The sequence below is a fragment of the Citrobacter sp. MGH105 genome (assembly GCF_001037485.2).
In the GTDB taxonomy this organism is placed as follows: domain Bacteria; phylum Pseudomonadota; class Gammaproteobacteria; order Enterobacterales; family Enterobacteriaceae; genus Citrobacter; species Citrobacter portucalensis.
The window spans coordinates 228,120-243,489 of record NZ_CP073048.1 but is presented as its reverse complement, the minus strand read 5'-3'; the positions used below and the strand labels follow the sequence as shown (position 1 = coordinate 243,489).

The following is a 15,370-nucleotide window of genomic DNA, read 5'->3' as shown; positions in this document are numbered from 1 at the left end:
ATGGCGGCTATTGCCCCTATCCGGTCTACATTCAACATGCCCGGTCACCTTGCGCTATCGGGCATTTTCACTCACTACCCTTTACGCGCGTCTATCCACTCCTGAACTTCCACCACAAAAGTGTCCGGCGCTTTACGGTACATTTTGCGCGCCAAGTCCAGAATCGTATGCTGACCGAGCGCTTCTTCCATTCGCTGCTGGGCCATGTCCATTACCGAACGCACGCCACAAATGCCTTCACAGGCCCACTCGGGTGGATGCTCCTCAAATACCGCCAGCCGCTGGCGAATTTCACGACATTCAAAGATGCGCTTATCGCCATCAATAGCATTCACCACATCCAGCACCGTGATGTGTTCAGCGGGTTTAGCTAACTGGAAACCGCCACCTTTGCCTTCAATGCTGCGCACCAGACCCGCTTTGGACAGACGGGTGAAAATTTTTGCCAGATAGTCATACGGTACGCTTTGCAGTTCGGCTATTTCCCGCACGCTCATATCCCGCGCGTCGCCCTTACTGTCGACCATACACATCAGGCTATGAATGCCGTACTCAACTCCCGAACTGTAGAATGCCATTTTCTTATCTCAGCCAAAATGAATCTGAGTTTATTGTAGCTTTTTCATCTCATTCATTCCAGACAGCAAAGTAACCCCTTTTCACAACAGAACTTTAAATACATATTTATCAAACAGATAATCAAGAAATACCACCCTTTAAGGCAAAAAGGAGCTCGATCGCATTGCAATTCATAACTACGACAAATAAAATCCGAGTAAATAATTCGTAGTCACCAGTGAGAAAACCCCAATGCGTAAACAAATTCTGATCGTGGGCGCCGGCTTTGCCGGTATGTGGGCAGCATTAAGCGCCGCACGACTGGCGGATAAACATCAGCAGGCAATTGATATTACAGTAATTGCGCCACAGCCGGAGCTGCGTGTCCGCCCACGCTTTTATGAAAGCGCCGTTCATACGCTGGTCGCACCACTGCAACCGTTGTTTGACGTTACCGGCGTCAACTTCCTGCAAGGTCACGTCGAGCAAATCCTCCCGGACTCTAAAGAGGTGAGCTGGAAAGATGCCAACGGTGACACTCATCTGCGTCGCTATGACCGCCTGGTGCTCGCCAGCGGAAGTCACGTAAACCGCGACGCCGTCGCCGGTGCCGCCGAGCACGCGTTTGACCTCGACCAACTCGAGAGCGCCGCCGTACTGGAGCAGCACATTAATAATCTGGCATTACAACCGGAAAGTGAGGCTCGTAATACCGTGGTGGTCTGTGGTGGTGGTTTCACCGGGATAGAGATGGCGCTGGAATTACCGGGTCGTTTGCGCGAAATATTGGGCGCTGATGCTAAGACCAGAGTTGTCGTAGTTGAACGTGGTGCTCAGCCAGGCGGACGCTGGAGCCAGGAATTACGTGACGTGATTATCGAAGCCTCTGCTGAACTAGGCGTCGAGTGGCTGGTCAATGCGGAAGTAGAGTGCGTGGATGCCTCCGGCGTCACGCTGAAAGATGGGCAGGTGATTGCCTCTCAGACGGTTATCTGGACCGTCGGCGTGCAGGCTAATAGCCTGGCAGCACAGATTAACGCCCCGCGCGATCGGCAGGGCCGTCTGCATGTGAATGCCAATCTGCAGGTTGTGGGTCACGATGATATCTACGCCACTGGCGATGTGGCCTATGCCGCCACCGACGACAAAGGCAACCATGCGTTAATGACCTGTCAGCACGCGATTTTGTTGGGTAAATTTGCCGGTAATAACGCCGCGGCGAACCTGTTGGACGTAACACCATTGCCATATCGTCAGGAAAACTACGTCACCTGCCTGGATCTTGGTGCCTGGGGTGCGGTGTATAGCGAAGGATGGGATCAGCAGGTGAAACTGACGCGCGCAGAAGCGAAGAAGCTGAAGGTGTCGATTGTCAGCGAGCTGATTTACCCACCGAAAGCAGACCGAGCAGTAGCATTTGAGATTGCCGACCCGCTGGCACCGTTTGTTTAATAGGTTATGCCGGATGCGGCTAACGCCTTATCCGGCCTACAAACCACACGCTGCCGTAGGCCTGATAAGCGTAGCGCATCAGGCAGCACAGCGCACCAAGCCGGATGCGGCTAACACCTTATCCGGCCTACAAACCACACGCTGCCGTAGGCCTGATAAGCGCAGCGCATCAGGCAACACAGCGCACCAAGCCGGATGCGGCTAACGCCTTATCCGGCCTACAAAGACACGCTGCCGTAGGCCTGATAAGCGCAGCGCATCAGGCAGTTCAGCGCCCCAAGCCGGATGCGGCTAACGCCTTATCCGGCCTACAAACTATGCTGTCCCAGCGTAGATATCAAACCGATGTCCTTTCGTGACTACCGCATTCGGCGTAGCGACATCCGCCAGCGGCGGCGCGTAGTCTGGGCGCTTCACCACCACACGTTTGGTGGCCAACTGACGCGCAGGCTCCAGCAGCCCATCCGCATCTAAATCCGGCCCCACCAGCGACTGAAACACCCGCATCTCTTTTTTCACCAGCGCGCTTTTCTGCTTATGTGGAAACATCGGATCGAGGTACACCACCTGCGGGCGCGGCGTAATATCGATTAACGCCGTCAGACTCGACGCATGGATCAGCTGTAAACGTTCCTGCAGCCACGGACCGATTTCCGGGTCGGCATAGCCGCGCGCCAGGCCATCATCAAGCAGCGCCGCCACTACCGGATTACGTTCCAGCATTCGTACGCGGCAGCCTACCGAGGCCAGTACAAACGCATCGCGCCCCAGCCCAGCTGTCGCATCGACCACATCCGGCAGGTAATCGCCTTTAATGCCAACAGCCTTCGCCACCGCTTCACCGCGTCCACCGCCAAATTTGCGCCGATGGGCCATCGCACCGCCCACGAAATCCACGAAGATACCGCCGAGTTTGGGTTCATCACGTTTGCGCAGTTCCAGATGTTCCGGCGTCATCACCAGCGCCATCAGGTTATCTTCATCGTGTTCCAGTCCCCAGCGGGCGGCAAGAACAGATAAGGCGCCGTCTCCGGCGCCTGTTTCATCTACTAAGCAGATTTTCACGTGAATAATCAGCCTTTGATCCCGTAATGCTCCAGCATTGCATCCAGCTGTGGCTCACGGCCACGGAAGCGCTTGAACAGTTCCATCGGCTCTTCAGAACCGCCACGGGTGAGGATGTTATCGAGGAACGATTGTCCGGTTTGACGGTTGAAAATCCCTTCATCTTCGAAGCGAGAGAAGGCATCTGCCGCCAGTACGTCTGCCCACAGATAGCTGTAGTAACCCGCTGCGTAGCCACCAGCAAAAATGTGGCTGAAGGCATGCGGGAAGCGGCCCCACGTTGGGCCCGGCACCACGGCGACCTGTTTTTTAATTTCCGCCAGCGTCTCGAGGATTTTAGCCCCTTGCTGCGGGTTAAACTCCGCGTGCAGACGGAAATCAAATAGACCGAACTCCAGTTGACGCAGAATAAACAGCGCTGCCTGGTAGTTTTTCGCCGCCAGCATTTTATCCAGCAGTTCCTTCGGCAGCGGCTCACCGGTCTCAAAGTGACCAGAGATAAACGCCAACGCTTCCGGCTCCCAACACCAGTTCTCCATAAACTGGCTCGGCAGTTCGACCGCATCCCATGGCACACCGTTGATACCGGAAACGCCCGCGGTTTCAATACGAGTCAGCATATGGTGCAGACCATGGCCGAACTCGTGGAACAGGGTGATCACTTCATCGTGGGTAAACAGCGCAGGTTTACCGTTCACCGGACGGTTAAAGTTACAGGTCAGGTAAGCGACCGGCTTTTGCAATGTGCCGTCTGTCTTGCGCATCTGGCCGACACAGTCGTCCATCCACGCCCCACCGCGTTTGTGTTCACGGGCATACAGATCAAGATAGAAGCTGCCGCGCAGCTCGTTGTTTTCGTCGTACAGCTCGAAGAAACGAACTTCCGGATGCCAGACGTCAACATCGGTGCGCTCTTTGGCGGTGATGCCATAAATACGTTTAACCACTTCAAACAGACCGTTAACGGCTTTGTTTTCCGGGAAGTAAGGACGCAGCTGCTCGTCGCTGATGCTGTAGAGGTGCTGTTTTTGTTTCTCGCTGTAGTAAGCGATATCCCACGGCTGTAGCTCATCAACACCAAATTCCGCTTTCGCGAAGGCGCGCAGCTGAGCCAGCTCTTTCTCACCCTGCGGACGGGCACGTTTCGCCAGGTCAGTCAGGAAGTCGAGTACCTGCTGCGGGTTCTCCGCCATTTTGGTAGCCAGAGATTTAAAGGCGTAGCTTTCAAAGCCCAGCAGTTGTGCCAGTTCGTGGCGCAGCGCGAGGATCTCTTCCATTATCGGGCTGTTGTCCCACTTGCCCGCGTTCGGCCCCTGATCGGAGGCGCGGGTGGAGTATGCGCGATACATCTCTTCACGCAGCCCCTGGTTATCACAGTAGGTCATCACCGGCAGGTAGCTTGGGATATCCAGGGTTAACAGATAGCCTTCCTGCTCTTTGGCTTCAGCCTGCGCTTTTGCGGCGGCCAGCGCGCTTTCCGGCATCCCGGCAAGTTCCGCGTCGTCGGTCACCAGCTTGGTCCAGCCCATCGTAGCATCGAGGACGTTATTGCTATACAGGTTACCAAGCTCAGACAAGCGGGTGGCAATCTCACCATAGCGCTGCTGTTTTTCCTTCGGCAGACCAATACCAGAAAGCTCAAAATCGCGCAGCGCGTTATCAACCGCTTTTTTCTGTGCGGTGTTCAGGGTGGCGTAATGATCGCCATCACGCAGGTCACGGTACGCTTTGTACAGGCCTTCATGTTGTCCAACCCAGGTACTGTATTCAGACAGCAGCGGCAGCGTTTGTTCGTAGGCTTCACGCAGTTCCGGGCTGTTTTTCACCGAATTCAGGTGACTAACCGGAGAGAAAATACGCCCCAGCACATCGTCGACTTCCGCCAGCGGCTGGCAGAGGTTTTCCCAGCTATACGGCGCGCCCTGTGCGACTACGCGCTCCACATTCTCGCGACAGTCGTTCAGTGCCTTAGTGACGGCAGGCACAACGTGCTCTGGCTGAATTTTAGAAAACGGCGGCAGTTCGAAGGGAGTCAGCAATGGATTGGTCATTAGCGCGGTCCTGTTGAAAAGAGTGAATGAAGCGCGTATCCGGCGCTGTGCATATTAATTTGTACAATGGGGTTAAGTGTAGAGGATTTCAATGCTAACCGTGATGGAAAGACGCCCGGTGGCGCTGCGCTTACCGGGCCTACGGGTAATCTGTGCCGATCTGCTGTAAACTGTGGCAAATCGTCATTTCAGCGGAATTTCATTACCCATGCTCAGTTATCGCCACAGTTATCACGCAGGCAACCACGCCGACGTCCTTAAACATACCGTTCAGAGCCTGATCATCGAGTCGCTCAAAGAGAAAGAAAAACCGTTTCTCTATCTGGACACCCATGCTGGCGCAGGCCGTTATCAGCTGAGCAGTGAGCATGCCGAACGTACCGGTGAATACCTTGAAGGTATCGCCCGTATCTGGCAGCAGGACGATTTGCCTGCCGAACTGGAACCCTACATTGGCGTAGTGCAGCACTTCAACCGTAGCGGTCAGTTGCGCTACTACCCGGGCTCTCCGTTAATTGCTCGCCAGCTGCTGCGCGAACAGGACAGTCTGCAATTAACTGAACTGCACCCGAGCGACTTCCCTCTGCTGCGCGGCGAATTCCAGAAAGATGAGCGCGCTCGCGTGGCCAAAGCCGATGGTTATCAGCAGCTGAAAGCAAAATTACCGCCGGTTTCCCGTCGTGGGTTGATCCTTATCGATCCGCCATACGAAATCAAAAGCGACTACCAGGCAGTAGTGGCCGGTATTAACGAAGGCTACAAACGTTTCGCGACCGGCACCTATGCGCTGTGGTATCCGGTGGTTCTGCGCCAGCAAATCAAGCGCATGATCCACGACCTGGAAGACACCGGCATCCGCAAAATTCTGCAAATTGAGCTGGCAGTACGCCCGGACAGCGATCAGCGTGGCATGACGGCATCCGGCATGATTGTGATTAACCCGCCGTGGAAGCTGGAGCAGCAGATGAACAACGTCCTGCCGTGGTTACACAGCAAACTGGTTCCAACAGGAACCGGTCATACTTCAGTCAACTGGATCGTCCCTGAGTAATCACAAATATCAGTGGAACCTATCAGGCGGTGTCATACAATTACGGCCATCACCGACGATGTTTGTTAGTCCTGATAAGCACGATATTGTCAGGTAATCATTCACAGAACAGTTAAAGGAAAAGCCATGACCAGGCATTACGATTACATCGCTATTGGCGGCGGCAGCGGCGGTATTGCCTCCATTAACCGTGCAGCAATGTACGGTCAAAAATGCGCACTGATTGAAGCCAAAGAGTTAGGCGGCACCTGCGTTAACGTTGGCTGCGTACCGAAGAAAGTGATGTGGCATGCCGCACAGGTCCGCGAAGCGATCCATATGTACGGGCCGGATTACGGTTTCGACACCACCATCAATAAGTTCGACTGGGATAAACTGATTGCCAGCCGTACCGCTTATATCGATCGCATTCATACCTCGTACGACAACGTGCTGGGCAAAAATAATGTCGATGTGATTAAAGGTTTTGCGCGCTTCGTTGATGCCAAAACCATTGAAGTGAACGGTGAAACCATTACTGCCGATCATATTTTGATCGCCACCGGCGGGCGCCCGAGCCATCCGAACATTCCAGGCGTGGAATACGGTATCGACTCCGATGGTTTCTTTGAGCTGCCAGCGTTACCAAAACGTGTAGCCGTTGTTGGCGCAGGCTACATCGCCGTTGAACTGGCAGGCGTAATTAACGGCCTGGGTGCCCAAACGCACCTGTTCGTACGTAAACACGCGCCGCTGCGTAGCTTTGATCCGATGATTGTCGAGACGCTGGTTGAGGTGATGAACACCGAAGGCCCGACCCTGCATACTCATGCGATTCCGCAAGCGGTCATTAAAAACGCCGACGGCAGTCTGACTCTGCAACTGGAAGATGGCCGTAGCGAAACGGTGGATTGCCTGATTTGGGCGATCGGTCGTGAACCAGCCACCGATAACTTTAACCTGGCCGTTACTGGCGTGAAAACCAACGAAAAAGGCTACATCGTCGTTGATAAATTCCAAAACACCAGCGTACCGGGGATTTATGCCGTTGGCGATAACACCGGTGCCGTTGAGCTGACGCCGGTTGCCGTTGCCGCGGGCCGTCGTCTGTCCGAGCGTCTGTTTAACAACAAGCCGGACGAGCATCTGGACTACAACAACATCCCGACCGTGGTCTTCAGCCACCCGCCGATTGGCACCGTGGGCTTGACCGAGCAGCAGGCTCGCGAACAGCACGGCGATGACCAAGTGAAAGTGTATAAATCCTCGTTTACCGCGATGTATACCGCTGTCACCTCACATCGTCAGCCGTGCCGTATGAAGCTGGTTTGCGTGGGTCCGGAAGAGAAGATTGTTGGTATTCATGGCATCGGTTTTGGCATGGACGAAATGCTGCAAGGCTTCGCGGTGGCGCTGAAAATGGGCGCGACTAAGAAAGACTTCGATAACACCGTCGCTATTCACCCGACTGCGGCAGAAGAATTCGTTACCATGCGTTAATCTGAATGACCGGTGTCAGGAAATGAGTAATTCCCCGACACCGGTACACTCTTCAAAAACAAACATCCTCCGATGCACATTCAGTAGACGCATTCCCGCCACATTGCACCGTCGTAGAACCACAGGCTGTACGATCACGCAGTATGAAAACCAAACATTTCGCATGACACAATCTTCAAAAATAAGATTTTCAAGATAACAACAATTCAGAGTTAAATTTGCGAAAAGAATATTATTAAAACTACTATTAATTAAATTACTGCGAAAGAATATCGCTTTTACAGGCTGACTCTGAATATGCTGATCTATGAATTGCTGGTGTTCTTGCAAGCCATTCACAGCAAATTGCGTGGATTTATCTCCTTGATGTTGCAAAGTATTCTTCTCACGAGTATTTTGCAAACACAAAGGGGTAATCCCCTGACGCTTAGCGTTAAGGTTCATAAAGATTCCAATAATTGTGACGTTATCCGGACAGATAACAAATAAGAGGGACCTTTAAATGACCTGTTTAGCTACCTGGAAACAAGACCGTTTTTATCCAGTTATTTGCAGAGTTGCGTAACGATATAAAAGTTCAAAAACACAGTTATTACACAAACAAAAAAGAATAATTTCACTTAGGTGTATATTTCATGCCAAAAAGTAAAAGCAGTAATTGTATCCTGGTCATTGAATCCCCTTGGAAACTGGATGACCATGATTCCAATCGTTCTTCGGTCGTTCCATTTATTCAAGGAATCGCCAGACTCCAGGGCGACACTGAGGTCTATTTTCTGAATTTCTACAATAAGAAGAGTTTCGAAATTGCCCTTGAGTGCCTGTGTATGCAGGTTTTTCGCAATACAATTGTTTACGTCGCAGCGCATGGTAGCGAATCACACATTGGCGGCATTTTGCTGAAAGATATTCTAAAAGCAGTCAGTGAAAAAGCCGCAGACAATAACATCAGTGGGTTGATGCTGGGATCGTGTTTTGCAGGAACCAAAACTCAGCTGTTGAAAGAGTACACTCAGGGAAGTGGTTTGCGCTGGTGTGCAGGTTACTCTTCATCATGTGACTGGTTGACCGGAACAATGATTGACAGCGCTATCATCAGTAACGCCCTCAGCATTAAGAAGTCACATTACGCGAGTCGCGAGAAAATGGTTCAGGCTTTCGCTTGTGCAGTTGCGCCTTTTGCGCCCGGTGCCGTCATCGGCCAGAACAAAAAAGACAACAGCGTTCCCCTTTATCAATCGTTGAAGATTGTTATTCAACCTGAAGGTCAGGGGTACCATGCTCTCGTTTCCTCTGAAGAAATATTTGCGCAAGCACAAGCAAACTATGTGCAGGAAGAAGAGGAATACATTGCTTAACTCATCACCCGATATCGACGTGCTGTTGTAACCGAGCAGGCATGTTATACCGGTTCATGGAGAAAAATCATCCAGCCTGCAAAACGCGTCAGGCTGGATAACGCCAGAGGTTATTTACCCTGCATATATGGCGTATACACGCCGTTTAAGCTTTCGAGGAACGCCACGATATCGTCGATATCTTCCTGCGGCAGTTCTTTACCCACCTGATAACGCAGCATCAGTTTTACCGCGCCATCGAGCGTAGGCACATCACCGCGATGGAAATAAGGTGCGGTCAGCGCAACATTACGCAAGCCCGGGACTTTTTGACGCAGCTTGTCACGTAATTCATTAGTGACGTTCATGCGGCCAATATCTGCGGCAGTGACCTCACCGAAATTAAAGTCCTTTTTCAAACCCAATGGCTCAAATGAGCGCCCGCCTAAAATAATACCGCCATGACAGGTCGCACACTTATTATCTTTAAACAATTGATAGCCATGTTTCTGCTGAGCAGTTAACGCCGCTTCATCGCCGCGTAGCCATTTATCAAACGGCGAATTTGGCGTAATTAGCGTTTTCTCAAACTCAGCAATCGCATCGGTAATATTATCCCCGCTGAATCCCTGCGGATAAACCGCGATAAACTCTTGCTTCAATTGCGGATCTTTATCCAGTTTCTGGATAATTTCATCCCAGGATTTAGACGCCATTTCGATAGGGTTCAACGGCGGGCCGCCTGCCTGCGCCTGCAATGTTGGCGCACGACCATCCCAGAATTGTTCAACGTTGAAGACCGAGTTAAACACCGTCGGCGCATTAATCGGGCCAACGGCGCCGCCTACGCCGATCGACGTTTTCCGGCCATCCACGCCGCCTGCATTCAGGGCGTGGCAATGCGCGCAAGAAATCGTGCTGTCGCCTGAAATACGCGGGTCGTGGTAAAGCGTAAAGCCAAGCGCTACTTTGCGGGCATCAGTCGGGATACTTTCTGGTATCGGTTGTACCGGTTCATTACGATGCTGCGCGGCGGTATCGTTACTGGCGTAATACTGCTCACGCTGTTTCGCAATCCAGCCCAGGATGTCGGCTCGCTCCGTATCGCTGACCTTCCCGGCCCAGTGCAGCGCGGTATATCGCGTTGGCGGCATGGTGTCGTACTGCATCACCCATTCAATTTTATTCAGGTCGCTTTGCGAAACGGGTTTATCTGCGACCAGCGCCGCACGAACGGCTTCAAGATTGAATGATTTGTATCCCAGTTGAATATCATAATTCATCAACTGCTTAGCGACAGGAAAAGAAGAATAGAAAGGTAATTCAGCTGAAGGCGTGTGACAATAATCGCATCCTTTTTCGCGTAAAAATCCTAATACCTTATTATTTTCTTCCAGCGTAGAGGCCTGAACATCAGCCTGTTTGCTACGTTGATTATCGTGATACCACACATAACCGGATAATCCAAAATAACAAATCACGACGCCAGCTATGGCAATCGCGGTAAGACGGGTAATGATTTTCATTATTTTACCCTCACCGTTGTGAGTTATTGTGACCCAGAAAAATTAGAATAATTAATGCACAGTCTTTGTCAGACCTGACCATCATAGGAAATAAGGGGATTACTATTTTGATAAGTATCAAGCAATTACATGGAGGAGAACTATCAATAGAATAGCCTGCGCCTATTATAGAGATAAGGCGCTACCTGTCTTTGTTCACACCTCGTTGCAATCGAATGCTCTGAAAATGGAATATATTCAGATCATGCAGAACTTTGAATTATCCATTATTTTCATTGGGATAGTCTGATTCTTTAAATTTTGCTCAGCATTAAAACGTGATCAACCGCACGCTTTACTCACCCGACACCGAAGCGAGTGTCTACGCTTAACTGACGACCGGGCAATAGCCTTAATCTTTCAACGTCCATCGGAGGTCTTTCTCATTATGCTCAACCAGAAACTACCCCACGCCCCTTCTGAAGAAATGACGATCGACATCGATCTGCTTTATGAAATGGATCCGTGCGAGTTAAAGCTGGATGAAATGATTGAGGCGGAGCCTGAGCCGGAGATGATTGAAGGGCTTCCCGCTTCAGATGCGTTAACTCCTGCCGATCGTTATCTCGAACTGTTCGAACACGTCCAGTCATCCAAACTGTTTGCGGATAGTAAAACCTTCCCAGATTGTGCGCCCAAAATGGACCCGCTCGATATTTTAATTCGCTATCGCAAGGTTAAACGCCATCGGGACTTCGATCTGCGACGCTTCGTCGAGAACCATTTCTGGCTCCCGGAAACGCCCTCCAGCGAATACGTTTCTGACCCGGAAAGTTCGCTGAAAGAACATATTGATCAACTGTGGCCGGTGCTGACGCGCGAGCCGCAGGATCACATTCCCTGGTCCTCGCTGCTGGCGTTACCGCAGTCATACATTGTGCCAGGCGGGCGTTTTAGCGAAACCTACTACTGGGATTCCTACTTTACCATGCTGGGTCTGGCAGAGAGCGGCCGCGAAGATCTGCTGAAATGTATGGCAGATAACTTTGCCTGGATGATTGAAAACTATGGTCACATCCCGAACGGCAACCGTACTTACTATCTGAGCCGCTCACAGCCACCCGTTTTTGCCCTGATGGTGGAGCTGTTTGAAGAAGATGGCGTACGCGGCGCGCGTCGTTACCTTGATCATCTAAAAATGGAGTACGCGTTCTGGATGGATGGCGCCGATTCCCTGGTACTCAACCAGGCCTACCGCCACGTGATCAGAATGTCGGACGGCTCTCTACTTAACCGCTATTGGGACGATCGTGATACGCCGCGCGATGAGTCATGGCTTGAAGACGTCGAGACCGCCAAGCATTCGGGTCGCCCGCCCAATGAAGTGTATCGGGATTTACGCGCGGGCGCGGCTTCTGGCTGGGATTATTCATCGCGCTGGCTGCGCGACGCAGGCCGCCTTGCCAGCATACGCACCACGCAGTTCATCCCAATTGACCTGAACGCATTCCTCTACAAGCTGGAAAGCACTATCGCCAATATTTCCGCGCTGAAAGGTGACAAAGAAACGGAAGCGCTGTTTCGCCAGAAAGCCAGCGATCGTCGTGATGCGGTAAACCGCTATCTCTGGGACGATGAAAACGGCTGCTATCGCGATTACGACTGGCGGCGCGAACAAATGGCCCTGTTTTCTGCCGCCAGTATTGTGCCGCTGTATGTCGGTATGGCAACGCATGAACAAGCCGATCGGCTTGCTAACGCAGTTCGCAGTCGCCTGCTCACGCCCGGTGGCATTTTAGCCACGGAGCATGAAACCGGGGAACAATGGGATAAACCCAACGGCTGGGCGCCGCTGCAGTGGATGGCGATCCAGGGCTTCAAACTGTACGGTGACGACCATCTCGGGGATGAAATTGCCCGTAACTGGTTGAAAACGGTGAATCTCTTTTATCAGGAACACCACAAACTTATCGAAAAATACCACATAGCCGACGCAGCGCCGCGCGAAGGCGGCGGTGGGGAATATCCGTTGCAGGACGGCTTTGGCTGGACCAATGGCGTGGTGCGCCGACTCATCGGTTTGTATGGCGAACCCTAGCAGCTGACGGTCTGAGTCATCAGGCTTTTAGTTAATCGCATCGTACAGCTCGGCGTGAATTTTCTGCCATTTCTTGTTCTCAGGGCTTGGCTGGGCGCGAACACGCAGCTCGGCCTGCTCAAGATCATATTGCTGACGCGCAACGACCGCAGGCACGGAACAAAAACTTTGCAGATAACTTTTATGCAGCGAAGTGAGCGATGCCCCATTCGACATCGCATGGCTGAGCGTAGTCATAAACTGTCGGCATGGTTTGCTTTCATCCATCTGCGAAGGGTAACGCAGCAGCAGTCTCAACACCTCTGTATTGCCCGCCGAAAACGCCTGCTCCGTCCACGCCAGCTTCCAGTCCATCCCGCCCTGTAGGAACAGTGACGTCACGCGGGTGTCATTGCGATCGATAGCCGCCCGCATGTTAAAGGCATCCCAGGTGATGCCCATTCGGGTCACCGCCTCCCGTGCGCTAGGGGCATCACGTCGCGGTTCCTCCTGCACAATTTCAACGGATTGTCCGGAAGACGCCTGTGGCGCTGGCGAAGTGAATAACCAGAACGCACCCAGCGAAATCGCCAGCACCATCACGCCGACCGCTACCCACAACATACCGGAAATCAGCTGTTCACGTTCTTCCGCAGTGCGCTTGGCCCGCTTTTCCGGCGGATCAATACTGTCTGCGATTTCATGCTTATCGCCTCCCGCTTGCTCGTCTTTTTGCTTTGCTGTTTCCCAAAACTGGCGGACCATGGCCTCATCAGATTCCAGATACGACGCAGGATTAATGCGCGTACGCCGTTCTTCAAATGCCCGTTGCACAGGATGAGTTATCTGTCGGTACTGGTAGTCCAGCAACATCAGTTGTACCGACGTCAGCGGCTGCTGCGCGATAACGCAGTTACGAGCCAGGCGGCAATCATCCAAAAACATGCGTAGCGTGATACGCGGCTCAACAAATGACATGAGCACTGAGGTATCGTTAAAAATCTGCGTAAAGTGGCGAACGAATAATTTCTTATCGACGACCATCAGCGCCAGCTCGCTAAACATCATACCGTCCAGCGCATCTCGTCCTTCGCCCAACTTTAGCCAGCGACGCAGACGTTCACCACCAAAGTGCTGTTTCAGAAAGCTGTTGAGAGGATGTTGATCCGGCCATACCCGTGCAATCAGAGATTTGAGGGTTAATTCTATTGCGCGAAGTTGACGCTGCGCCCGCATCTGAGCATCCGGCTCCACAGGCGCAATTTCGGTTTGATACTTCAGGATGGGCTGTTGCTGGCGTAATTGTTCCAGAGAAGCCACAAAGCGCAGCGCTGAAATCAGCTGGTTTTCACTGACGTCCTGGCCATTTTCATATTGGGGTACACTCTGTTGAAGATGACGTAGCCGCAGAGTGAACTGGCTCAATTGCGCATCATTCATCTGCAACCGTCTGGCGACAGCCCCCCAGCCGCCCAGATTCAGTCGTGCCTGATCCAGTTGCTCGAGAAACCACCGTGGGTCTTTGCCTTCTGCTGCATGTACGCCTAGCAGCAGTAATATTTCTACCGACGCCTGGCGGATAATCCCCAGACAATGTTCAAAGGGTGTACATGTCGCTTGTAACGCGCTATTGGTCATCATCTTCCCTAAAAGGACCCAAAACGTGCGGCCTCACAATGGTATGTAATTATCTTTTTTAAACGCAACGTTGTGCCGATGTAGACTAGAACACATTCATATAGCAAATAAATAAGTTTTACAGTGACTTCCGCACAATCATTGAAAATTATTCTGGAGATAAGCCTGTGCCTGTACTGCAAACATCACGTCTGCTCTGCCGCCCACTGACAGAAAATGACTGGACGTTCTTCTTAACGCTACAGCAGAACCCAGATGTGATGCGTTTTGTCGCTGACGCACGTACTGAAGAGGAAATACGGACAGCCTTCGACTCCCGCCTGCCTGAATGGTTTCCCGGCAGCCCGCACTGGCTATGTCTGCTCCTGTGCGATAAGACATCGGGAGCACCGCTTGGCGTGACCGGATACATTCAGGAGAGCAATGAATGTGCCGAGGTTGGCTTTCTGCTCGCCCCAGAGGCGCAGGGTAAAGGGTATGGCGCTGAATCTCTGCATGCCGTGTGTGAATACGCATTTGCCAGCGGCGGTCTGCGGCGACTGACCGCCTGTGTCACCGCAGGAAACGAAGCCTCACGGCGTCTGTTGGAAAAGGTCGGGTTCATTCATGAAGGCACGCTACGCGCAAGCTACTGGCTACATCATACCTGGCACGATGACTGGATTTTTGGTCTGTTAAAACAGGAATATCAGCCGCCCACGGCATAGGTCGTTTTGCGGTAAATACTGGCTGTCAGGCAACTAGCGTAACGGCGTGTTTTTTTTAGAATAGGTCTCTTTGCACAGAGACTATTATGCCGCTGCGTTCGACGCATTTCACGCCCGCTTGTATTGCATTTATTAAGCAATGGCAGGGCCTGTCGCTGGAAAAGTATCAGGACAAAAAAGGCATCTGGGTCATTGGCTACGGACACGAAATCACCGCCAATGAATCCTTTGATACCCCAATTACGGTGATGCAGGCAGAAACATTGCTGCTCGCAGATATGAGGATCTGCGAGGCATTCATCCATAAGGAAATGACGCAAATAAAAGACAGGTTTCAGCTGGAAGCATTAATTACGTGGATATTCAGTGTGGGAATTACCCAATTTTGCGCTAAAAATATCTGGCCGGTGTTTATTTCACAGCCAGAAATATTCTGACTGTGAAATATGT

Annotated in this window: 13 protein-coding genes; 7 read left to right on the top strand and 6 right to left on the bottom strand. The window is 51.9% G+C overall.

Features of this window, described 5'->3' with window-relative positions; all coding sequences use genetic code 11:
• Positions 1 to 74 precede the first annotated feature (74 nt).
• Positions 75 to 578, bottom strand: coding sequence for an RrF2 family transcriptional regulator (locus tag SK35_RS01125; protein ID WP_003023361.1), 504 nt, complete (start codon positions 576 to 578; stop codon positions 75 to 77).
• A gap of 232 nt (positions 579 to 810) precedes the next feature.
• On the opposite strand from SK35_RS01125, the gene SK35_RS01120 reads away from it, so the two are divergent.
• Positions 811 to 2,010: an NAD(P)/FAD-dependent oxidoreductase gene (locus SK35_RS01120; protein ID WP_048215356.1), complete on the top strand. Its 1,200-nt coding sequence runs from the start codon at positions 811 to 813 to the stop codon at positions 2,008 to 2,010.
• A 315-nt stretch (positions 2,011 to 2,325) separates the two neighbouring features.
• Here SK35_RS01120 and rsmJ read toward each other — a convergent pair whose 3' ends face one another.
• Both rsmJ and prlC read right to left on the bottom strand, forming a co-directional pair.
• A complete protein-coding gene (gene rsmJ / locus SK35_RS01115; protein ID WP_048215355.1) occupies positions 2,326 to 3,075 on the bottom strand; it encodes a 16S rRNA (guanine(1516)-N(2))-methyltransferase RsmJ in 750 nt (249 codons plus the stop codon).
• Between the two features lie 8 nt (positions 3,076 to 3,083).
• Entirely contained in the window at positions 3,084 to 5,126 is a 2,043-nt protein-coding gene (gene prlC / locus SK35_RS01110; protein ID WP_048215354.1) for an oligopeptidase A, read from the bottom strand.
• Between the two features lie 208 nt (positions 5,127 to 5,334).
• Between prlC and SK35_RS01105 the strand changes: the two genes are divergently transcribed.
• Positions 5,335 to 6,177, top strand: a complete 843-nt coding sequence (locus tag SK35_RS01105) for a 23S rRNA (adenine(2030)-N(6))-methyltransferase RlmJ (protein ID WP_048215353.1) — start codon at positions 5,335 to 5,337, stop codon at positions 6,175 to 6,177.
• Between the two features lie 126 nt (positions 6,178 to 6,303).
• A complete protein-coding gene (gorA, locus tag SK35_RS01100) occupies positions 6,304 to 7,656 on the top strand; it encodes a glutathione-disulfide reductase (RefSeq protein ID WP_048215352.1) in 1,353 nt (450 codons plus the stop codon).
• Between the two features lie 15 nt (positions 7,657 to 7,671).
• Here gorA and SK35_RS01095 read toward each other — a convergent pair whose 3' ends face one another.
• Positions 7,672 to 8,100, bottom strand: a complete 429-nt coding sequence (locus SK35_RS01095; RefSeq protein ID WP_048215351.1) for a hypothetical protein — start codon at positions 8,098 to 8,100, stop codon at positions 7,672 to 7,674.
• 191 nt (positions 8,101 to 8,291) lie between these two features.
• Here SK35_RS01095 and SK35_RS01090 point away from each other — a divergent pair, with 191 nt between their 5' ends.
• Positions 8,292 to 9,014, top strand: coding sequence for a hypothetical protein (locus SK35_RS01090; RefSeq protein WP_048215350.1), 723 nt, complete (start codon positions 8,292 to 8,294; stop codon positions 9,012 to 9,014).
• Positions 9,015 to 9,124: 110 nt separating this feature from the next.
• Here SK35_RS01090 and SK35_RS01085 read toward each other — a convergent pair whose 3' ends face one another.
• Positions 9,125 to 10,519: a cytochrome-c peroxidase gene (locus SK35_RS01085; RefSeq protein WP_048215349.1), complete on the bottom strand. Its 1,395-nt coding sequence runs from the start codon at positions 10,517 to 10,519 to the stop codon at positions 9,125 to 9,127.
• A 427-nt stretch (positions 10,520 to 10,946) separates the two neighbouring features.
• Here SK35_RS01085 and SK35_RS01080 point away from each other — a divergent pair, with 427 nt between their 5' ends.
• The gene (locus SK35_RS01080) at positions 10,947 to 12,596 is read left to right on the top strand and encodes an alpha,alpha-trehalase (protein ID WP_003827453.1); all 1,650 of its coding nucleotides are present in this window, start codon (positions 10,947 to 10,949) and stop codon (positions 12,594 to 12,596) included.
• Positions 12,597 to 12,623: 27 nt separating this feature from the next.
• Here SK35_RS01080 and SK35_RS01075 read toward each other — a convergent pair whose 3' ends face one another.
• Complete coding sequence (locus SK35_RS01075; protein WP_032945303.1) at positions 12,624 to 14,213, bottom strand: STY4199 family HEPN domain-containing protein; 1,590 nt, start codon at positions 14,211 to 14,213, stop codon at positions 12,624 to 12,626.
• Between the two features lie 167 nt (positions 14,214 to 14,380).
• Between SK35_RS01075 and SK35_RS01070 the strand changes: the two genes are divergently transcribed.
• On the top strand, positions 14,381 to 14,920 hold the full coding sequence (locus SK35_RS01070) for a GNAT family N-acetyltransferase (RefSeq protein WP_048215348.1): 540 nt from the start codon (positions 14,381 to 14,383) through the stop codon (positions 14,918 to 14,920).
• 86 nt (positions 14,921 to 15,006) lie between these two features.
• Positions 15,007 to 15,357: a glycoside hydrolase family protein gene (locus SK35_RS01065; protein ID WP_048215347.1), complete on the top strand. Its 351-nt coding sequence runs from the start codon at positions 15,007 to 15,009 to the stop codon at positions 15,355 to 15,357.
• The last annotated feature ends 13 nt before the right edge of the window (positions 15,358 to 15,370 follow it).

Coding starts and splice junctions, on each gene's coding strand:
- SK35_RS01125 (WP_003023361.1), bottom strand. CDS start 578: ATGGCATTCTACAGTTCGGGAGTTGAGTACGGCATTCATAGCCTGATG.
- SK35_RS01120 (WP_048215356.1), top strand. CDS start 811: ATGCGTAAACAAATTCTGATCGTGGGCGCCGGCTTTGCCGGTATGTGG.
- prlC (WP_048215354.1), bottom strand. CDS start 5,126: ATGACCAATCCATTGCTGACTCCCTTCGAACTGCCGCCGTTTTCTAAA.
- SK35_RS01105 (WP_048215353.1), top strand. CDS start 5,335: ATGCTCAGTTATCGCCACAGTTATCACGCAGGCAACCACGCCGACGTC.
- gorA (WP_048215352.1), top strand. CDS start 6,304: ATGACCAGGCATTACGATTACATCGCTATTGGCGGCGGCAGCGGCGGT.
- SK35_RS01095 (WP_048215351.1), bottom strand. CDS start 8,100: ATGAACCTTAACGCTAAGCGTCAGGGGATTACCCCTTTGTGTTTGCAA.
- SK35_RS01090 (WP_048215350.1), top strand. CDS start 8,292: ATGCCAAAAAGTAAAAGCAGTAATTGTATCCTGGTCATTGAATCCCCT.
- SK35_RS01085 (WP_048215349.1), bottom strand. CDS start 10,519: ATGAAAATCATTACCCGTCTTACCGCGATTGCCATAGCTGGCGTCGTG.
- SK35_RS01080 (WP_003827453.1), top strand. CDS start 10,947: ATGCTCAACCAGAAACTACCCCACGCCCCTTCTGAAGAAATGACGATC.
- SK35_RS01075 (WP_032945303.1), bottom strand. CDS start 14,213: ATGACCAATAGCGCGTTACAAGCGACATGTACACCCTTTGAACATTGT.
- SK35_RS01065 (WP_048215347.1), top strand. CDS start 15,007: ATGCCGCTGCGTTCGACGCATTTCACGCCCGCTTGTATTGCATTTATT.